Genomic DNA, 18,484 nt, shown 5'->3' on the forward strand with positions numbered 1-18,484 from the left:
CCGGACACAGGTACCGGCTACGCCCGGGCGCGGACCGGGCACCCGCACACCTGTCCACCGACCCCCGATGGCTCACCGGGCGGGCCCTGACCCAGGCCGAACTCGACGACCCACCACCCTTCTGACCGATCACACACCTGCTCCACCCCGCGGTATCCGGCTCCGCGGGGTGCAACACGTGACCGGGGATCCTCACCTGCCCGAGCGGCTCGTCGTCCGTCGGCGTACAGCCCGGCACCAGTCCGGCTCTGGCGCGGCCGGCTCTGGCACGGCCGGCTCTGGCGCGGCCGGCTCCGGCGCGGCCGGCTCCGGCGTGGTCGGGCCAGGCGTGGTCGACCCCGGCATGGTCGACCACGGCACGGTCGGCCCCGGCATGGTCGGGCCCGGCGTTGTCGGACCCGACGCGCCTCACCCCGGCTCGGCGGCACCCCGCAGGGCGTCCAGGCCCGCGCGCAGCACGGTCAGGATGCGGTCGGTGTCGTACACCGAGCCCTGCCAGGTCCCGCCGCTGGCCTCCTGCAGGGCGGCCCACAGCCGGGTGTCGTCCGGGAGCTGCGGGTGCGGGGCGAGGCCGGGGTGCGGATCGCGGGCGGCGAGCACCCGGGCGCCCTCGGCGGGGGTCAGGCGGCCACCGGCGTCCCCGACGTAGTCGAGCGAGCCCACCAGACGCCGGGTGTCGACCAGGATCTCTACCATGTCGCCGTCCCGCAGCCGTCCGATCGGGCCGCCGGCCAGCGCCTCGGGGCCGACGTGCCCGATGCAGGCGCCGGTGGAGACCCCGGAGAACCGCGCATCGGTGATCAGCGAGATCTCCGAGCCGCAGGACAGGTGCTTGAGCGCCGAGGTCACCTGGTAGGTCTCCTCCATCCCGGTGCCGAGCGGACCGCCGCCCATCACCACCATGATGTCGCCGGGCCGGACCTCGCGGGCCTTGAGTGCGGCGATCGCCGCCGCCTCGCTGGTGAACACCCGTGCCGGTCCGAGGTGATGGAACACGCCGTCGGTCAGCCGTGCCGGGTCGAGGGCGGTGGATTTGATCACCGACCCCTCGGGCGCGAGGTTGCCCACCGGGAAGGTCGACGTGGCGGTCAGCCCCCGGCGGCGGGCCCGGGTGGGGGACATGATGACGTCGCCGGGATCGACCCCCTCCTGCTCGCGCAGCAGGCGGCGCATCCGGCCGCGGCGCTCGGAGCCGGCCCACCAGTCCAGCACGGTGCCCAGGGTCTCGCCGGTGGCGGTGAGGACGTCCAGGTGCAGCAGGCCGAGGTCGCGCAGGTGCAGCATCACCTCGGGGGTGCCGCCGGCCAGGAACATCCGGACCGTCGGGTGCTGGACCGGGCCGTTCGGCAGCACGCTGACCAGGCGGGGGACCGAGCGGTTCACCCGGGCCCAGTCCTCCACCCCCGGGCGGGGCACCCCGGCGGCGTGTGCGATCGCGGGCAGGTGCAGCAGCAGGTTGGTCGACCCACCGATGGCGGCGTGCACGGTCATCGCGTTCTCGAACGCCTCGGGGGTCAGGATGTCCCGGGTGGTCAGCCCGCAGTCGAGCTGGTGCAGCACGGCATGGGCGGACTGGCGGGCGATCTCGGCCCACACCGGCTCACCGGAGGGGGCGAGCGCCGAGTGCGGCAATGCCAGCCCGAGCGCCTCGGCGATCACCTGGCTGGTGGCGGCAGTGCCCAGGAAGTGGCAGCCGCCGCCGGGTGAGGCGCAGGCCCGGCAGCCGACCTCGGTGGCGTCCTGCAGCGACAGCTCCCCGGCCGCGAACCGGGCGCCGATCGTCTGGACCCGGGCCAGGTCCTCGCCGCGGACCGGCGGGAGGGTCACACCGCCGGGGACCAGGACGGTGGGGATGTCGTGCTGGGCGGCGAGCGCCATCATCGTGGCGGGCAGCCCTTTGTCGCAGGTGGCCACCCCGAGCACCGCGGACCGGGTCGGCAGCGACCGGATCAGCCGCCGCATCACCACGGCGGCATCGTTGCGGAAGGGCAGCGAGTCGAACATGCCGGGGGTGCCCTGCGACCGCCCGTCGCACGGGTCGCTGACCGCGGTGGCGAACGGCAACCCGCCCGCCTCACTGACCGCCCGGGCGGCGGCGCGCACCTGGTCGGCGAGTTCGAAGTGCCCGGAGTGCAGGCCGAGTGCGACCGGCTCGCCGGTGTCGGCGCGCAGGCCGCCCGCGGTGGACAGGATCATCACCTGCGGGCCGAGCAGCTGGGCGGCGGGCCAGCCCATCCCGGCGTTCTGGGTCATGCCGAAGACGTCGCCGCTGGGGGAGGTGCGCAGCTGGTCGGCGGTCAGCGGCAGACGGCCCCGGGGGCCCTCGGCGCGCGAGCGCAGGGTGTAGATCCCGTCGTGCGGTTCGAGCATGCTGTGCCAGGTCGTCATGGCATGTCCTCGACCGCCGCCATCAGCGCGGCGAGCGCCTCGGCCTGCGCCGGGGTCGGCGGCTGGTGGGGTGCGGTGGAACCGGGACCGAGCCGGACGCCGCGGGCGATCATCCCCGCCTTGAGCAACGGGAAGAACGGCGCGGCCAGGTCGTACAGGCCCATCAGCCGGTCGATCCGGCGCTGGTGCCGGGCGATGGCCGCGGCGTCGCCGGATCCGACCGCCCGGGCGTAACCGGCACACAGCTCCGGGTACAGGTTGGCCAGGCCGCCGATCGCCCCCGCGCCGCCGGAGGTGACCACGTGGTGCAGGTTCTCGTCGAAGCCGGCGAACACCCGGAACCCGGGGAACTCCGGCAGCAGCTCGGTGAGCAGCCGCCGGGTGTGCCCGACCTCCAGCACGGTGTCCTTGTAGCCCACGATGTTCGGGTGCCGGTGCAGCAGCCGCCGGGTCACCTCCGGGCCCAGGTCGTAGCCGGTGCGAGCGGGGAAGTTGTACAGGTAGAGGTCGCCGGGCACCCGATCGGCGATCGCGGAGAACCAGGCCTCGATCGCCGCGTCCTCCAGGGCGAAGTAGTACGGGCCGACCACCATGACCGCGTCCGCTCCGGCGTCCAGGGCGTACCGGCTGAGCTCGACGGTGTCGTCCACCCGCAGGCACGCGGTCCCCACGATCAGGTCCGCGCGACCGCCGACGTGCCGGACTGCCAGGTCGATCAGCGTGCGCTTCTGCTCGGGCGTCAGGGCGAAGAACTCCCCGGTGGAGCCCATCAGCACGATGCCGTCGACGCCGCCGGACAGGATGTGCTCCCAGACCGCGACGTTGCCCTCGGTGTCCAGGGTGCCGTCGTCGTGGAAGGCGGTGACGGCGGGGGCGTAGAACCGGGCCATGGCGCTCACCACACCCGCACCCGGCTGCTGCCGGCGGCGAGCTCGGCCAGCGGGCCCGGTGGGTAGTCGGTACCGGGTTGCTTGCGCCGGCCGACCAGGTCGACCTCGGCGGTCACCGGGGTGCCGTCGGGGTTCTCGAAGGCGGCACCGGCGATCCGCACCCGCCCGAGGTCGGCGCCGGTGACGATGCCGATCAGCGGCGCGGTCAGCGCGTCCGGCAGGGTCAGCTCCAGGTGCACGGTGTCGCCCTCGTCGATCACCCGGGCGGTGGCGGGGTCCGTGGTGGTGCGCGGGTCCGCCTCGTGCGTGACCGGCCGGGCGCCGTCGGCGTAGCCGTTCGACCAGATGTAGGCGGGCTGGCGTTCATGGTGGAACCGGGCGTGGTCGCCGGTCCCGTCCGCGGAGCCGACCCGCTGGCGGTACTCCTCCCAGGACGCGGGCGCACCGTCGTAGGCGTGGGTGCCGAAGGTCTCCGGTGGGAAGTCCGGCAGGACCAGCGGGGCGTCCGGGCCGTACACCCCGCCGCGGGCGCCGAGGAACAGGTTGCCCGCGTACCGGTCGTCCCCGGCGTGCACGAAGCCGTAGCCGGCGACCTGCGTGGAGTGCGGCAGGTGGTACGGCGTCGCCCGGTCGAGCACCGCCTGCATCCGGACCGCCCCGAGCACCAGGTTGTGCACGAAGGCGTTCCCCTGGCTGAACAGCTCGATCGCGATCGGCGAGGCCAGCACGTTGTGGTCGACCAGCACCGGGCCGTGCGCGACCTCGATGAACAGGTCGCGCAGGTTGCGGTACAGCAGGTTGCGGGCGATCCGGGTGCCCTGGGCCTGCCAGTCCAGCCAGATGCCCAGCGTGGTGTCGTGGATCCGGTTGTGCTCGATGGTCACGTCCACCGGGGCGTGCAGCTTGATCCCGCCGATCTCGTAGCCGGAGAACTCGTGCTTGGTGCCGATGTGGTGGATGTGGTTGTCCACGATGGTGGAGAAGGCGCAGCCGAGGTGGCCGACGATGCCGTTCTGCCCGCAGTCCCGGATCTCGTTGCGCCGCACCAGGTGCGAGCCGATGTGCTCGCGGTCCCAGCCCTGGTTCAGTGCGCTGAACACCGACTCCAGCTGGTACTGGTAGCCGGGTTTGTCGCCGCGCTCGGTCGCGAAGTTGTCGCCGCCGGCGGCGGTCCTGCCCAGCGAGATCCCGGCGCAGGTGGCGTCGCGGATCAGGTTGTCCTCGATGATCCAGCCCCTCGCCCAGCGGGGGCCGATCAGGCCGAGCTGTTCGGCGGTCGGCGGGGCCCACGGGGTGGCGGCCTGGGCGAGCTCGAAGCCGCGCACGGTGAGGTAGTCGATGTGGGTGCGGTCCGGGGTGAACACGGAGGGCCGGACGTTGATCTCCACCAGGGCGGCGTTCGGGTCGGCGTCCTGGAAGTTCGCCCAGATCGTCGTGACCTCTTCGGAGACCTCGGCGAACCAGACCCAGACGGTCCGGTCCGGGTCGAGTAGGGGAGTGTCCAGGGCGGTCCACTGGTACCGGGTGTGGGTGCGGCGCACCGGGCGGTCCACCGCGGCGCGGCTGGGCGCCTGGTAGAGCGACCGGCCGTCCAGGTAGACCGCGCCCCGGGTGACGGGGATGCCGTCCGGCGCGGGGTGCAGCCAGTCGCCGGTGACCGGCTCGGCGAACGGGTTGAACTCGCCGAACAGCGCGTTCGGGACCTCCGCGCGCCACACCGGACCGGCCTCGCGCACCCAGCCGGTGACCGGTTCGGCGCCCGTGATCCGCACCCGCTCACCGGGGGCGGGCTGGAAGGTGATCCGGCGGTCGTCGCCCACGCCACCGCGTACCGGGCGCACCCACTCGCGGTAGGTCCCCTCGTGCACCAGCACGGTGTCGCCGGGGAACGCCGCGCGGGCGGCCCGCTGGATGGTGCGGAACGGGGCGTCGGCGCTGCCGGGCGCCAGGTCGGAGCCGCCGGTGGCGACGTGCAGCGTGGTCACGGGTGCGTCCTTCGTTCGGGTCCGGGCAGGGTCCGATCGTGGCAAGAGTGAGAAAAACTTGCGGCACGACTTTCCTCCATCGCCACTGTAGAGCGTGCGGACGAGGCGCGGAACCCCTGGTGTCCGAGGCAGTTCCCCGCAGGCCGCTGCCTCGAAAGGGTTTCGCTACCATGGCCCGCATGCCCGCTGACAAGCCCACCCGGCCCACCCTCGACCAGGTCGCGGAGGCGGCGGGGGTCTCCACCGCCACCGCCTCGAAGGTGCTCAACGGCCGGCCGGGGATCTCGCCCGAGACCCGTCGCCGGGTCGAGGACGCGATCGAGCAGCTCGGCTACGCACCCACCACCGGGCCCCGGGCCGGGTCGGCCGCGCTCGCCGTCACCGTGGTGTTCCGCACGCTCTCGGACATCTACGCCCTGCGGGTGCTGGAGGGCGTGGTCGCCTCCGGACGCGATCACGGCATCGAGGTCGTGGTGGACGTGCTCGACGTGACCGGCGGCGGGCCGGTGCCGCTGTCCCCGGCCTGGATCCGGCGCCAGGCGGCCCGCGACCGGATCGGGGTGGTCCTGGTGACCACCGAGACGACCGCGGAGCAGCATCAGCTGCTGCGGTCGCTCGGGGTGCCGGCGGTGCACATCGACCCGGTGAACCCGATGGACGACGCGACGGTCTCGGTGGGGTCGACCAACTTCGCCGGCGGGGTGCAGGCCACCCGGCATCTGCTCGACCTCGGCCACCGCCGGATCGCGTTCGCCGGTGGGGCGCCCACCTTCCTGCCGTCCTCGGAGCGGTTGCAGGGCTTCCTGAGCACCATGCGCGGCGCCGGCCTCCCGGTGGACGACGCCCTGGTGCGCTCCGGTGCGCACACCTTCGAGGCCGGACTCGCGATGGCGGACGACCTGCTCGCCGGGTCCGAGCCGCCCACGGCGGTGTTCGCCGCGTCGGACTCGATCGCGCTCGGCGTGCTGGCATCCGCCCAGCGCCACGGGCTGCGGGTGCCGCAGGACCTGTCGGTGATCGGCTTCGACGACAGCTCGGCGGCGTCCTCCTCTGCGCCCCCGCTGACCACGGTGCGCCAGCCGGTGGTCGAACTCGGCCGGGTGGCGCTGCGCACGCTGCTCCAGCTGGCCCAGGGGGAGAGCATCGACTCCCACCACGTGCAGCTGTCGACCACGCTGGTGGTCCGGGAGTCCACCGCGCCGCCGGCGAGCGCGTGAGGGCGGGGCCGGGGGGACATGCCCACCGGCCCCGCCCCGCGACGGGAAATGCGGCAGGGGGCGCGGGATCAGTGCGCGGCGTAGCCCGCCGGGTCGGCCAGCACGAACCGGAGCACCACGTCCTCGATCATCCGGCGCACGTGCGGGGCCTCCGCCTCCGAGAGCATGTCCCGGCCGAACAACTGGTTGAAGGTCGACCGGTTGGACACCCGCTGGAACGCCAGCCCGGAGATGACCTGCTGCACGTCCAGTGCGGTCGGCGCATCCGGCCCGGAGCGGAACACCCCGGTGGCCCGGCCGCGGCGCAGGATGTCGTCCACCAGTTCCACCGCGCGGCGGTTGGTCTCCCGGGCCTCCTCGGACATCAGGTGCACCGACCCGGCCGGCAGCAGGTTCTCGAACACCACCAGTCGCACGAACGCCGGGTTCTGCTCGTGGTGCAGCACATCCGAGCGCACCAGCAGCCGCAACGCCTCCTCAGGTGGCAGCTCGTCCAGATGCAGCTGGGACTCCGAGTCCCGGATCCGGCGGTAGGACTCCACCAGGGCGGCGGTGTACAGGTCCTCCTTGGAGCGGAAGTAGTAGTAGATCATCCGCTTGGTGGTGGCGGTCCGTTCCGCGATGGCGTCGATCCGCCCGCCCAGCAGGCCGTGGTCGGAGAACTCCTGGACGGCCGCCTCCAGGATCGCCCGGCGGGTGCCCTCCGGGTCGCGGCGGGCGCGCGCGGCGTCCGTGGACGCGGTGGTGGTGGTCATGCCAGGCCTCTCGCAGGTGGGGTGTCCGGTCCGTGGTCGCCCGCCCGGTCCGGACCCGATCGGGCACCATTATGGAACGGTTGGTTAAGTTCCGGCCCGTTGTCGCACCGGGCGTCGCTCACAGCGCAGGGAGTTCACCGTGTCCGCCACCCCCAGTCCGGCCCCTCCCGGTCGTCGCGGCACCCCGCCGCCGGCCCCCGACCGCGGACCGCTGGTCGTGCTGATCGGCCCGATGGGGTCGGGCAAGACCGCCATCGGCCGTGCACTGTCCCGCCGCTGGGACGTCCCGCTCCGGGACACCGACGTGGACATCGAGGAGCACGCCGGCACCACGATCGCCGACATCTTCCTGCACCAGGGCGAGCAGGCGTTCCGGGACCTGGAGCACCAGATCGTGGCGGCCGCGCTGGACGAGCACCGCGGCGTGCTGGCCCTGGGGGGTGGGGCGCCGCTGCGCAGCGACACCCGTGAGCACCTGGCGCAGTACGCGGCCGGCGGCGGCACGGTGGTCTTCCTGGACGTGAGCATCGAGTTCGCCGCGCCCCGGGTCGGCCTGGACGACTCCCGGCCGCTGCTGATGGGCGACCCGCGGCAGCGCTGGCTGGACATCATCCGCGAGCGCCGGGAGGTCTACGAGGAGGCGTCCACGATGCGCATCCTCACCGACGGCGTCACTCCGGCCGAGGGCGGCCGGGAGATCGAGCGCCGGATGCGGCTGGCCCGCAAGTCGCGCGCCCCGCACGGCGGTCCGCACAGCCTGGGCCACCACTGACCGTCTCCGCCCAGGTCATCCGGGTCCTCGCCCCACGGGATGTCCGATTGCGTCGCCTGCGGTCTTTTGGGACGTTGTGCGGTGACAGCGGTACTTCGGAAGGGGAGGACCATGACCACCGTGGCAAAGACGGCGCCGTCCAAGGCGGCCCGCGTGATCGCGATCATCTCGGCCGTGGCGGGGCTGGTGCTGCTGATCGCCGGCGGTGTGACCTGGGGATCCGTCTCCAGCCACCTGGCCGACGAGAACATCACCGTCTCCGACGACGCGGCGAACTTCGCCGGTGACCCGGTGACCACCCCCTGGGCGGCCTTCGCCCAGGCGGACATCATCGCCCACCACGCCCTGGAGGCGACCGGTGGCAAGACCTACGCCCAGCTGGACCAGGACGACCCGCTGCGCGAGACCGCGATGAACGCCTCGTTCCTGCGGGCGTCGCTGTTCACCTCGGTGGTCGCCTTCGGCGTGGCCGCCCTGGTGATGGGCCTCGGCATCCTGTTCATCCTGGTCGGGTGGGCGATCTGGGCACTCGCCGGCAAGCGCCGGGTGACCATTCCCGAGTCGGGCACCCGCGCGCCGGTCACGCCGACCACCACCACCGGGACGACGACCACGGAGCCGGGCCCGCCGCCCGCCGCCCCCGCGGTCTGAGTCCACACCGGCACGGCGGAAGGGCCGGAACCCTCGCGGGTTCCGGCCCTTCCGTGTGGGTGGGCGGTGCGGCCCCTCCAGCCGCACCGTCCTGGTCAGGAGGCCGAGCGGTCCCGGCGGCGCACCGCGCCGATCAGGGAACTCACCAGCAGGCCGACCCCCGCCACCGCCAGCAGCGCGATGAACGCCAGCTGGAAGTCGATCCGCAGCCCGGCGGCGGCGGCCAGGATCCCGGCGCCGACCGCGACCACGATCAGGCCCCAGATCACCGTGCCGGAGCGCGGGCCCCGCGGCGGAGCCGGGGCGGGCACCGGGGTGGGTGCGGGTGCCGACCAGCCCGCGGCCGGGGCGGGGGTGCCGCTCCAGGACGGTGCCGGGCCGGTGCTGGCCGCCGGGTCCGGCCGGGGCTGGGGGTGCGGCTCGGCGGCGGCGAAGGCCGCGGTGGGCATCGCGGCGGTGGCCGGGGGAGTGCCGAGCACGGCGGTCTCCGGCTCCGCCGGCGTGGGCTGCTCGGGCCCGTCGGAGGCCTCGGTCTCGATCACCGCGGTCTCGTCAGCCACCTCGGTCTCGTCAAGCACCTCGGTCTCTGCGGCGTCGACGGCCTCGATCGCCTCGGTCTCGCCGGCCGCCTCGATCACCTCGGTCCGGTCCTGCTCGGTGGTCTCGATCGCCTCGGTCGGGTCGATCTGCTCGTTCCCGGAGCCCTGCTCCGGTGTGCGCTCGGACATCAGTCCTCCTCGATGGTCACGTCGCCCAGGCCGAGATCGACCTGGAGCTCGAGCTGGGCGATGGTGTCGTCCACCAGCTCCTCGCTGCGGAAGGTGGCGCGGTTGCCCACCCCGCTCACGCTGCGGGAGGAGTCGTCGACCTCCCAGTAGACCGTCCCGCCGCCGGAGCGGACGGTGGCCTGCACCGGCACCCCGTCCGGGACGATCACGGTGACGTTGCCGAGTCCGGCCTGCACCGGGACCACCAGGGTCTCGTCCTCGACCATCGGCACGTCGGTCAGGTCGACCACGGTGCTGCCGACGCCGAGGGCGAAGCCGTCCTCCGCCTCGGCCCGGGAGGTCACGTCGTAGGTCCGGTCGCCGACCGCCACCGATCCGTCACTGTCCCGCCAGCGCCACACCGAGTCCGAGTCGGCGGCGATCGCCGGACCGGCCACCACGAAGCCGATGATGGCCAGGGCGGTCAGGCCGCCGGCGTGCCGGCCGAGCAGGCCGCAGACGATGATCGCCAGGCCGACCAGGATCACGCCGCCGCCGACCAGGACACTGGCCACCGGGCCGGTGTAGAGGTCCATCCGGTCGGCGATCAGCAGGGCCGCCAGCCCGAGCAGGATCAGGCCGACCACCACACCGGTCACCGCGGAACCGGGTCCGGGAACCGAGGGCTTCACCGGCTTGGGCGGCTTCGGGGGCTTGGGCGGCATCGGCGGGCGCGGCGGGGTGACCGGACGCGGCGGCACCGGGCCGGCACCGGCCGGACGGGGCTGCTGCCAGTACGGCGCGGAGCTGGGCGGCGGGGTCGGTGCCCCGGTGCCGTAGGGGGTGCCGTGGTGGCCGGGGCCCGGGTTGGGGGCGTGCGCCGAGGTCCGCGGCGGAGCCGCGCCGGTCGCCGGGGCCGGGCTGCCGGCCGCGGCGGTGGGGGCGCCGGGGGTCTCGGGGGTGGGGGTCGGGAACGTGGGATCCGTCATCGGAGCCTGACCTTCTGTGCTCGTCGGAGGGCCGCTGCCCTTGCGGGCGTTCGCGGCGATGATGACAACGGCGACCAGTGCCGCGGACCAGGCGATGGCGGAGAACCAGCCGGAGTCGAACGGACCCCAGCTGAACCACCAGCCGCCGCTGGTCGCGCCGATCAGGACCACCAGGCCGGCGCCGATCAGCGCGCCGTTCCAGTCGCCGTGGATGGCCTGCTCCAGGTGGATCCGGCCGTCCGGCTCCGGCAGCAGCGCCCAGGCCACGCCGTAGAGCACCAGGCCGAAGCCCATCAGCACGGTCAGGCCGACCACGCCGCGCACCAGCAACGGGTCCATCCCGAACCGTTGCGCCAGGCCGGAGCACACCCCGCCGATCCAGCGGTCCTCGCCCCGGGTGATCCCGAGACCGCGGATCGCACCGAAGAATCCGTCCCCGCTCGCCCCGCCGGGTCGTCCCGGCGTCGGTCCGGAACCGGCCGGGGGCGGGGTGCCCGGGCCGTAGCCGGTGCTGTCGTTCGTCATGGCTCGATCCTGACCCGGCCGGCCACCGCCGGACCATCGGGGTCGACCCTGAGCCACCCCTGAAACCCCCGGTCCGGGTCCCTGACCGCACCCCGGAGATCGGGCCCGGGGGGTTCGGCAGCGGGCCGGGACGTGTGACGATCAGTGCATGCAGACCCCCGTCCGGCCGCCGTTGCGCCGCCCCGAACGTGGCCGCGTCCTCGGTGGCGTGGCCGCTGGGCTCGCCGTGCACCTGGGGCTTTCGGTCCGGCTGGTGCGGGTGTTGTTCGTGGTGCTGACCCCGGTGGCGTTCTTCGGGCCGCTGCTCTACATCTTCTGGTGGGTCACGGTGCCGCTCGGCGACGCCGGCCGGATCGCCGATCAACGGCCCGCCGCCCAGTCCCGGCTGGCCCCGGTGCTCAGTCCGGCCCGGGTGGACCTGCTCCGCCGGTTGCCGTGGGGCGAGACTGCGGTCGGTGGCGGACTGGTGGTCGCCGCGGTCGCGCTGCTGCTGAACCGGTCCGGGCTGGCGGTCGGGTCCAGCTGGCTGGTGCCGGTGCTGCTGCTGGTCGCCGGGGTGGCGCTGGCCTGGAGCCAGCTGGACGCGGTGCAGAAGGAGCGCAAGGCGTCCCCGCGCAACCGGGTCAGCGTGCTGCGGCTGGTCGGTGGCCTGGTGATCGCCGGCGTCGGGGTGCTGCTGCTGGTCGGCAAGGAGACCGAGCCGGCCACCCTGGTGCAGTCGACCGTGGCGGCGCTCGCGGTGCTGGCCGGCGTGGCGCTGGTGCTGGCCCCGTGGTGGCTGCGCCTGGTCCGCGAACTCGGCGACGAGCGCACCGCCCGGGCCCGGGAGTCCGAGCGCGCGGACATCGCCGCCCACCTGCACGACTCGGTGCTGCAGACCCTGGCGCTGATCCGGGCCCGCGCCGACGACGCGACCGAGGTCGCCCGGCTGGCCCGCGCCCAGGAACGCGAACTGCGGGCCTGGCTGTACGACGACCGCCCGGAGCCCGGCACCTCGGTGGCGGCGGTGCTGCGCGAGACGGTCGCCGAGATCGAGGACACCCGGGTCGGCTCGGAGGGCGAGGCGGTCACCATCGACGTGGTGGTGGTCGGTGACTGCGAACCGGACCAGAACACCGACGCCCTGTTGCAGGCCACCCGCGAGGCGCTGCTGAACGCGGTCCGGCACGGGCGCCCGCCGGTGTCCTGCTACCTGGAGGTCGGGCCGACCGAGGTGGAGGCCTTCGTCCGCGACCGGGGCACCGGCTTCGATCTGGCGGCCGTGCCGCAGGACCGGTTCGGGGTGCGCGAGTCCATCCTCGGCCGGGTGCGCCGCCGGGGTGGGACGGCCTCGGTGGTGTGCAAGGACGGTGGCGGCACCGAGGTCCGCCTGCAGGTGCCGCGCGCGGGCGTGGCGAACGAGGCGCCGGCCGATCCGGCCGAGGAGAGGACGATGCAGTCATGAGCGAGCCGATCGACGTCGTGCTGGTGGACGACCACCTGATGTTCCGGGCCGGGGTGCGGGCCTCCCTGGACGACCGGGTGCGGGTGGTCGGCGAGGCCGAGACCGTGGAGCAGGCGGTGGCGGTGGTCCGGGACCTGCGCCCGCCGGTGGTGCTGCTGGACGTGCACCTGCCCGGCGGCGACGGGGGCGGCGGGCACGAGGTGATCCGGTCCTGCCAGGACCTGCTGGCCGACACCCGGTTCCTGGCGCTGTCGGTCTCGGATGCGGCCGAGGACGTGGTCGCGGTGATCCGGGCCGGGGCGCGCGGCTACGTGACCAAGGCGATCTCCGGGCCGGACCTGTCGGCGGCGGTGGCGCAGGTGGCCGGGGGTGACGCGGTGTTCAGCCCGCGGCTGGCCGGCTTCGTACTGGACGCCTTCGGCACCGCGGCCGGCGACGTGGCCACCGGTGACGACGAGCTGGACCGGTTGTCCGCCCGGGAACGCGAGGTGATGCGGTTGATCGCCCGCGGCTACTCCTACCGGGAGGTCGCCTCGGAGCTGTTCATCTCGATCAAGACGGTCGAGACCCATGTCTCGGCGGTGCTGCGCAAGCTGCAGCTGTCCTCCCGGCACGAGCTGACCCGGTGGGCGGCGGCCCGGCGGTTGCTCTAGGCATCCAGGTGAGGAAAGCCACGACTCGCCTCGGCGTGTCGGGCGGTTCGTCCGTGTGAAGCTGGCGGTTCCCCCCATCGTCGAGGAGACGCCCCATGGACATCGTCTACGGACTGCTCGTGGTCCTGCACCTGATCGGCTGGGCCATCGTGCTCGGCGGCTGCATCGTGACGCTGCGGCAGCAGACCTTCCCCAAGGGCGCCCTGCACGGCGCGCTCACCGCCCTGGTCACCGGGTTGATCATGACCGGCCTGCGCTCGGCCGAGGTCGCCGGGCTGGACAAGCCGGACAACGCGAAGATCGGCGTCAAGCTGGTGATCGCCCTGGTCGTCACCGTGCTGATCTGGCTGGGCCGGCGCAAGCCGGAGCAGGTCACCAAGGGCCGGGTCGGCCTGGTGCTCGGCCTCACCGCGGTGAACGTGGTGATCGCCGTGCTGTGGCGGTGACCCGCTCCGGCCGCACTCAGAAGTTGCAGGTGTAGCGGATCCCGTCCACGTAGTGGGTGCCGTTGCCCAGCTCCTGGCAGGTGTCCCACACCGCGAAGATGCCGAGCCCGATGATGGTCAGGGCGACCAGCCAGAGCGCACCGACCGCGATCGCGATCCAGGCCATCACCGTGCTGGCGGTGTCCCCGGCGCCGCGCTTCTTCACCAGCGACACGATGCCCAGCACGATGCCGACCAGGCTGGTGCAGCCGATCACCGACAGCACCAGGGCGACGATCGGCAGGGTGCGGGAACCGGCGGGCGACGCCGAGGGCTGCTGGTACTGCGGCGCCACCGGGGCGGCCGTGGGGTAGGGGTACTGCGGGGCACCGGGCGCGGGCTGGGTCGGCTCCGGCCCGGTCCACGGCTGGGGCTGGTCCGGCTGCTGCGGCTCGGGCGGGGGCACTGGGCTGCTCATGGGTCCTCGTCTCGGGTGTCACGGCCGCCGGTGCGCGACCTGTGCACCGATCGTGCCAGGTCCGCCGCCACCGCTGCAGGAGGGTCCTGCGATGTCGGTGTGGACGCCTAGGCTAGGTCCCGCCATGACGTCGCTCTTCGAGAACCTCCCGCTGCCCGGCCTCGACCTCGCCCGCCTGCCCGCCACGCCCCCGCGCGCGGAGATCGCCGACGAGCCCCGCCGCCCCGGCCACGGGCCGCACCGTGCCGACCCCGGATCGTTGCTGGAGGGCCTGAACCCGGAGCAGCGCGCCGCCGTGCTGCACACCGGTGGCCCGCTGTTGATCGTCGCGGGTGCGGGCTCCGGCAAGACCCGGGTGCTGACCCACCGGATCGCCTACCAGCTCGCCACCGGCCGCGCCCGGGCCGGGGAGATCCTGGCGATCACCTTCACCAACAAGGCCGCCGCGGAGATGCGCGAGCGGGTCGCGGCCCTGGTCGGTCCCTCCGCCCGGGCGATGTGGGTGTCCACCTTCCACTCGGCCTGCGTGCGGATCCTGCGCAAGGAGGCCGGCACCCTCGGGCTGCGGTCCAGCTTCTCGATCTACGACTCCGCCGACTCGCAGCGGCTGATCACCCTGGTCGCCCGCGAGCTGAACCTGGACCCCAAGCGCTACCCGCCCAAGGCCCTGGGGTCGAAGATCTCCTCGCTCAAGGACGAGCTGGTCGCACCGGAGGACTTCGCGGCGACCAACGGCGGCGACGGCGGTAACGACTTCGACCGCACGCTCGCCCAGGTGTACACCCGGTACCAGGAGCGGCTGCGCCAGGCGAACGCGCTGGACTTCGACGACCTGATCATGACCACGGTGAACCTGCTGCAGGCGTTCCCCGCGGTCGCCGAGCACTACCGGCGGCGGTTCCGGCACGTGCTGGTGGACGAGTACCAGGACACCAACCACGCGCAGTACGTGCTGGTGCGGGAACTGGCCGGCGCCGGGGCGGACGGCGCGGACGACGACGTGCCACGGGCCGAGCTGACCGTGGTCGGCGACTCGGACCAGTCGATCTACGCCTTCCGCGGCGCGAACATCCGCAACATCATGGAGTTCGAGGCCGACTACCCGGACGCCACCACCATCCTGCTGGAGCAGAACTACCGCTCCACCCAGACCATCCTGTCCGCGGCGAACGCGGTGATCAGCCGGAACCCGGGCCGCAAGGCCAAGCGGCTGTGGACCGACTCCGGCCAGGGCGCCCAGATCGTGGCCTACGTCGCCGACGACGAGCACGAGGAGGCCCGGTTCGTCGCCGAGGAGATCGACCGGCTCGGCGACTCCGACGGTGTCCGGCCCGGTGACGTGGCGGTGTTCTACCGCGCCAACGCCCAGTCCCGGGCGCTGGAGGAGGTGCTGGTCCGGGTCGGCCTGCCGTACAAGGTGGTCGGCGGCACCCGGTTCTACGAGCGCAAGGAGATCAAGGACGCAATCGCCTACCTGCGGGCGATCGCGAACCCGGACGACGACGTCAACCTGCGCCGGATCCTCAACGTGCCCAAGCGCGGGCTGGGCGAGCGCTCCGAGGCGATGGTCGCCGCCTACGCCGAGCGGGAGCGGATCTCGTTCGGCGCCGCGCTGGACCGGCTGGACCAGGTGCCCGGCCTGGGTACCCGTGCGGTCACCGGGCTGCGCGCCTTCGCCGAGATGATGTCCGGGCTGCGCGACCTGGCCGAGTCCGGGGAGGCCGGGCCGGCCGAGGTGCTCGGTGCGGTGCTGGACCGCAGCGGCTACCTGGCCGAACTGCGCGCCAGCGAGGATCCGCAGGACCAGACCCGGGTGGAGAACCTCGCCGAACTGCACGCGGTGGCGACCGAGTTCGAGGAGTCCGAGCCGGACGGCGATCTGGCGGACTTCCTGGAGCGGGTGTCGCTGGTCGCCGACTCCGACCAGATCCCCACCGACGACGGTGCGGACGGTGCGGAGGGGGCCGCCCGGGCGGCGGACCAGGGCGTGATCACCCTGATGACGCTGCACACCGCCAAGGGCCTGGAGTTCCCGGTGGTGTTCCTGACCGGGATGGAGGACGGGACGTTCCCGCACATGCGCTCGCTGGCGGACACCGACCAGCTGGCCGAGGAACGGCGGCTGGCCTACGTCGGCCTGACCCGGGCCCGGGAGCGGCTGTACATCTCCCGGGCCGCGGTGCGCACCGCCTGGGGGGTGCCGAACGAGTTCCCGGCCAGCCGGTTCCTGGACGACCTGCCCGAGGAGCTGATCGACTGGCGGCGGCGCGAGTCCAGCACCGACCGGCTGCGCGGCCCGGGCGGGTTCCTGGGCGGACGCTCCGGCGGTTTCGGCTCCGGGACGTACCGCGGCGGGTCGGGGGAGCCCAAGGCCCGCGAGCGGCGCCGGGTGGACCTGAGCCAGCGGCCGGCCGGTGGGGCGACCTTCGGGTCCGCCACCCCCCGGCCGGATGCTCAGATCCCGGATCTGGCGGTGGGCGACCGGGTCACCCACGACAGCTACGGGCTGGGCACCGTGGTCGCGATGGAGGGGGTCGGGCAGAACGCGGTGGCCAAGGTCGACTTCGGCACCGAGGGCACCAAGCGGCTGCTGCTGCGGTTCTCCCCGGTGACCAAGCTCTGAGGCACTCAGGACGCGGTCGGGCGCCGGGCGCACTGTCCTAGGTAGCGCGATCTCCGGCAGGATTCCGCCCATGCGTAGCCCCCTCTTCGATCACGTCCACGCCGAGGTGCAGTCCTCGGACCTGTTCGCGCTGCAGAGCGACCGGATGCTCAAGGTGACCCTCGGCCCCGACGTGCTGGCGGGCAAGGGCACGATGGTCGCGTACCAGGGCCAGGTGCAGTTCCACCACGAGGGATCGGGTTCGGTCGCCCGGTTCGTCAAGAACGCGATGAGCTCGGACAACCAGCCGCTGATGCGGGTCTCCGGCCAGGGCGAGGTGTTCTTCGCCCGGTCGGCGGAGCACGTGTTCCTGATCCAGCTGGAGGGCGACGCGATCAGCGTCAACGGCTCCTCGCTGCTGGCCTTCGAGAGCCGGCTGCAGTGGGATCTGCACCGGACCAAGGGCGCCGGGATGATGACCAGCGGCCTGTTCAACACCCTGATCCACGGTGAGGGCATGGTCGCGCTGACCTCGCACGGTGCGCCGATGATCCTGGACTGCTCGCAGCAGCCGACCTTCGTCGACCCGAATGCCACCGTGTGCTGGTCGGCCAACCTGACCCCGGGCATCGTGAACAGCATGAACATGCGGTCGCTGATCCGCGGTGGCACCGGCGAGGCGTTCCAGTACTCGTTCCACGGCCCGGGCTTCGTGGTCGTGCAGCCCTCCGAGGGTTACCCGATGCCCACCCACGCCTGAGTCTCGCTGGTTTGACGCTGGGGTGGGGCGAGGTGAATCGTCGTGCCTGCGCCCCGGGTCCGCCGAGTTACTGCCGGGCTGAGCCAGGGGATGTGTGGCCAGGGATGCTCGGGTCGTTGCGCCCCGGGTTGCGGGCGAAGAAGCGTCGAGAGGACAACCTGCGCTCGACCGGTGTCCGACTCATCCCCTGGATCTGGGCCGACCTCTGGCCCCCGGCGCCCTCCCCAACCTCCTCCACACCGCCCCCGTCCCCCCGCGTGCCCGCCCGCGACCCCGCTGATGTCGCCAGCACATGCGGATCCTCGCGCGACATGCGCCCAGATGCGCATGTCACGCGGATTGCCGCATGTCTCGCGAGGGAGCAGGGGTGATCGGGGGAGCAGGGGTGAGGGGAGGGAGGGGGCGGGGGCGAAGGGCCGCCCGCGGAGCACGCCCGAGGCGACTGCCAACTCGCGCCGCTCCTTCAACCAGCGCCTTGACCCAGGGCTCTCAGGCGGCGGGTCGTGCCTCCAGCGCGGCCCGGAGCTGGGCCGGGTCGCCCCCGGCCCGGAGCAGCAGGTCGTGGGCGGCGCCGTCCTTGAGCCGCAGCACGGCCAGCAGCAGGTGCCCGGAGTCGATCGCCCGGTCGCCCAGCCGGATCGCCTCCCGCAGAGCGATCTCCAGGGTCTTCTTCGCCTCCCGGTCGAAGGGCAGGTGCCGGGGGCTGCGCCGGCCCGCCCGATCCAGGGCCCCGGTGCCGAAGGTGTGGTCGGCCTGGGCCCGGATCCGGTCCAGGTCGATCCCGATCGCGGCCAGGGCGTCCCCGTCCAGGTGGTCGGCGCCGCCACACCGGGCGGCGAGCCGCTCGGGGGTGACGCCGCCGTCGGTCAGTGCGGTGGCGGCCGGGCCGGTGCCGGCGGCGATCGCCAGCAGCAGGTGGGTGCCGTCGATCCGCTCGGCGCCCAGGTCGCGGGCGCGGACCTGCGCCTCGGTCACGGTGGCGCGGGCATCGGCGGCGAAACGCTCGAACATGAGGGACCTCCGTCAGGTGGTGGTGTTCCGGTGCTTCTGGTGGGCGGCCTGCCGGCTGATGCCGAGGGCGTCGGCGATCTCCTGCCAGGACCAGCCCAGTTCCCGGGCGCGGGCGACCTGGAGCCGTTCCAGCCGGTCGGCCAGGTCCCGCAGCGCCCGGACGGCGCGCAGCCCGACCGCCGGATCGTCCGCGGCGGCGTCGTGCAGCGACTCACTCATGTGTCAAGATTGA

General features: G+C 73.4%; 17 protein-coding genes. 8 read left to right on the plus strand and 9 right to left on the minus strand.

What is annotated here, in order from left to right; translation table 11 throughout:
- Positions 1-408 precede the first annotated feature (408 nt).
- The 3 genes from HGA03_RS17765 to HGA03_RS17775 are packed head-to-tail and all read right to left on the minus strand — an operon-like array spanning position 409 to position 5,263.
- Positions 409-2,388 (minus strand): YjhG/YagF family D-xylonate dehydratase, encoded by a 1,980-nt coding sequence (locus tag HGA03_RS17765; RefSeq protein ID WP_168631633.1) that lies wholly within the window; start codon positions 2,386-2,388, stop codon positions 409-411.
- Complete coding sequence (locus HGA03_RS17770; RefSeq protein ID WP_239073664.1) at positions 2,385-3,278, minus strand: dihydrodipicolinate synthase family protein; 894 nt, start codon at positions 3,276-3,278, stop codon at positions 2,385-2,387. Before HGA03_RS17770 ends, HGA03_RS17765 begins: the two co-directional genes overlap by 4 nt.
- A 5-nt stretch (positions 3,279-3,283) precedes the next feature.
- Positions 3,284-5,263, minus strand: a complete 1,980-nt coding sequence (locus HGA03_RS17775; RefSeq protein WP_168631635.1) for a right-handed parallel beta-helix repeat-containing protein — start codon at positions 5,261-5,263, stop codon at positions 3,284-3,286.
- A gap of 179 nt (positions 5,264-5,442) precedes the next feature.
- On the opposite strand from HGA03_RS17775, the gene HGA03_RS17780 reads away from it, so the two are divergent.
- Positions 5,443-6,480 (plus strand): LacI family DNA-binding transcriptional regulator, encoded by a 1,038-nt coding sequence (locus tag HGA03_RS17780; protein ID WP_168631636.1) that lies wholly within the window; start codon positions 5,443-5,445, stop codon positions 6,478-6,480.
- Positions 6,481-6,548: 68 nt separating this feature from the next.
- Here HGA03_RS17780 and HGA03_RS17785 read toward each other — a convergent pair whose 3' ends face one another.
- Positions 6,549-7,235 (minus strand): TetR/AcrR family transcriptional regulator, encoded by a 687-nt coding sequence (locus tag HGA03_RS17785; protein ID WP_168631637.1) that lies wholly within the window; start codon positions 7,233-7,235, stop codon positions 6,549-6,551.
- A 139-nt stretch (positions 7,236-7,374) separates the two neighbouring features.
- On the opposite strand from HGA03_RS17785, the gene HGA03_RS17790 reads away from it, so the two are divergent.
- Positions 7,375-8,007, plus strand: a complete 633-nt coding sequence (locus HGA03_RS17790; protein WP_239073654.1) for a shikimate kinase — start codon at positions 7,375-7,377, stop codon at positions 8,005-8,007.
- A 111-nt stretch (positions 8,008-8,118) separates the two neighbouring features.
- Positions 8,119-8,658: an aromatic ring-opening dioxygenase LigA gene (locus HGA03_RS17795; protein ID WP_239073655.1), complete on the plus strand. Its 540-nt coding sequence runs from the start codon at positions 8,119-8,121 to the stop codon at positions 8,656-8,658.
- A 95-nt stretch (positions 8,659-8,753) separates the two neighbouring features.
- On the opposite strand, the gene HGA03_RS17800 is transcribed toward HGA03_RS17795, so the two are convergent.
- Both HGA03_RS17800 and HGA03_RS17805 read right to left on the minus strand, forming a co-directional pair.
- Positions 8,754-9,386: a hypothetical protein gene (locus HGA03_RS17800; protein ID WP_168631638.1), complete on the minus strand. Its 633-nt coding sequence runs from the start codon at positions 9,384-9,386 to the stop codon at positions 8,754-8,756.
- Positions 9,386-10,879, minus strand: coding sequence for a PspC domain-containing protein (locus HGA03_RS17805; RefSeq protein ID WP_168631639.1), 1,494 nt, complete (start codon positions 10,877-10,879; stop codon positions 9,386-9,388). Before HGA03_RS17805 ends, HGA03_RS17800 begins: the two co-directional genes overlap by 1 nt.
- Before the next feature lie 148 nt (positions 10,880-11,027).
- On the opposite strand from HGA03_RS17805, the gene HGA03_RS17810 reads away from it, so the two are divergent.
- From HGA03_RS17810 to HGA03_RS17820, 3 genes are all read left to right on the plus strand, one after another.
- Complete coding sequence (locus HGA03_RS17810) at positions 11,028-12,323, plus strand: ATP-binding protein (RefSeq protein ID WP_168631640.1); 1,296 nt, start codon at positions 11,028-11,030, stop codon at positions 12,321-12,323.
- Positions 12,320-12,976, plus strand: coding sequence for a LuxR C-terminal-related transcriptional regulator (locus HGA03_RS17815; protein WP_168631641.1), 657 nt, complete (start codon positions 12,320-12,322; stop codon positions 12,974-12,976). Before HGA03_RS17810 ends, HGA03_RS17815 begins: the two co-directional genes overlap by 4 nt.
- 95 nt (positions 12,977-13,071) lie before the next feature.
- Entirely contained in the window at positions 13,072-13,422 is a 351-nt protein-coding gene (locus HGA03_RS17820; RefSeq protein ID WP_168631642.1) for a hypothetical protein, read from the plus strand.
- A 16-nt stretch (positions 13,423-13,438) separates the two neighbouring features.
- On the opposite strand, the gene HGA03_RS17825 is transcribed toward HGA03_RS17820, so the two are convergent.
- Positions 13,439-13,879, minus strand: coding sequence for a DUF4190 domain-containing protein (locus HGA03_RS17825; protein WP_168631643.1), 441 nt, complete (start codon positions 13,877-13,879; stop codon positions 13,439-13,441).
- A gap of 124 nt (positions 13,880-14,003) precedes the next feature.
- Between HGA03_RS17825 and pcrA the strand changes: the two genes are divergently transcribed.
- Positions 14,004-16,502: a DNA helicase PcrA gene (gene pcrA / locus HGA03_RS17830; protein ID WP_168631644.1), complete on the plus strand. Its 2,499-nt coding sequence runs from the start codon at positions 14,004-14,006 to the stop codon at positions 16,500-16,502.
- A 70-nt stretch (positions 16,503-16,572) separates the two neighbouring features.
- Complete coding sequence (locus HGA03_RS17835; protein WP_168631645.1) at positions 16,573-17,241, plus strand: AIM24 family protein; 669 nt, start codon at positions 16,573-16,575, stop codon at positions 17,239-17,241.
- 489 nt (positions 17,242-17,730) lie between these two features.
- On the opposite strand, the gene HGA03_RS17840 is transcribed toward HGA03_RS17835, so the two are convergent.
- Together HGA03_RS17840 and HGA03_RS17845 are read right to left on the minus strand one after the other, a co-directional pair.
- Complete coding sequence (locus tag HGA03_RS17840) at positions 17,731-18,252, minus strand: Clp protease N-terminal domain-containing protein (RefSeq protein WP_168631646.1); 522 nt, start codon at positions 18,250-18,252, stop codon at positions 17,731-17,733.
- Positions 18,253-18,264: 12 nt separating this feature from the next.
- On the minus strand, positions 18,265-18,471 hold the full coding sequence (locus HGA03_RS17845; protein ID WP_168631647.1) for a helix-turn-helix domain-containing protein: 207 nt from the start codon (positions 18,469-18,471) through the stop codon (positions 18,265-18,267).
- Between the last annotated feature and the right edge of the window lie 13 nt (positions 18,472-18,484).

This window comes from Cellulomonas denverensis, from assembly GCF_012396125.1.
In the GTDB taxonomy this organism is placed as follows: Bacteria; Actinomycetota; Actinomycetes; order Actinomycetales; family Cellulomonadaceae; genus Cellulomonas; species Cellulomonas denverensis.

Bases quoted from the DNA above. Each gene is read 5' to 3' on its own strand.
- HGA03_RS17765 (WP_168631633.1), bottom strand. From the start codon at position 2,388: ATGACGACCTGGCACAGCATGCTCGAACCGCACGACGGGATCTACACC.
- HGA03_RS17770 (WP_239073664.1), bottom strand. From the start codon at position 3,278: ATGGCCCGGTTCTACGCCCCCGCCGTCACCGCCTTCCACGACGACGGC.
- HGA03_RS17780 (WP_168631636.1), top strand. From the start codon at position 5,443: ATGCCCGCTGACAAGCCCACCCGGCCCACCCTCGACCAGGTCGCGGAG.
- HGA03_RS17785 (WP_168631637.1), bottom strand. From the start codon at position 7,235: ATGACCACCACCACCGCGTCCACGGACGCCGCGCGCGCCCGCCGCGAC.
- HGA03_RS17795 (WP_239073655.1), top strand. From the start codon at position 8,119: ATGACCACCGTGGCAAAGACGGCGCCGTCCAAGGCGGCCCGCGTGATC.
- HGA03_RS17800 (WP_168631638.1), bottom strand. From the start codon at position 9,386: ATGTCCGAGCGCACACCGGAGCAGGGCTCCGGGAACGAGCAGATCGAC.
- HGA03_RS17805 (WP_168631639.1), bottom strand. From the start codon at position 10,879: ATGACGAACGACAGCACCGGCTACGGCCCGGGCACCCCGCCCCCGGCC.
- HGA03_RS17810 (WP_168631640.1), top strand. From the start codon at position 11,028: ATGCAGACCCCCGTCCGGCCGCCGTTGCGCCGCCCCGAACGTGGCCGC.
- HGA03_RS17815 (WP_168631641.1), top strand. From the start codon at position 12,320: ATGAGCGAGCCGATCGACGTCGTGCTGGTGGACGACCACCTGATGTTC.
- HGA03_RS17820 (WP_168631642.1), top strand. From the start codon at position 13,072: ATGGACATCGTCTACGGACTGCTCGTGGTCCTGCACCTGATCGGCTGG.
- HGA03_RS17825 (WP_168631643.1), bottom strand. From the start codon at position 13,879: ATGAGCAGCCCAGTGCCCCCGCCCGAGCCGCAGCAGCCGGACCAGCCC.
- pcrA (WP_168631644.1), top strand. From the start codon at position 14,004: ATGACGTCGCTCTTCGAGAACCTCCCGCTGCCCGGCCTCGACCTCGCC.
- HGA03_RS17835 (WP_168631645.1), top strand. From the start codon at position 16,573: ATGCGTAGCCCCCTCTTCGATCACGTCCACGCCGAGGTGCAGTCCTCG.
- HGA03_RS17840 (WP_168631646.1), bottom strand. From the start codon at position 18,252: ATGTTCGAGCGTTTCGCCGCCGATGCCCGCGCCACCGTGACCGAGGCG.
- HGA03_RS17845 (WP_168631647.1), bottom strand. From the start codon at position 18,471: ATGAGTGAGTCGCTGCACGACGCCGCCGCGGACGATCCGGCGGTCGGG.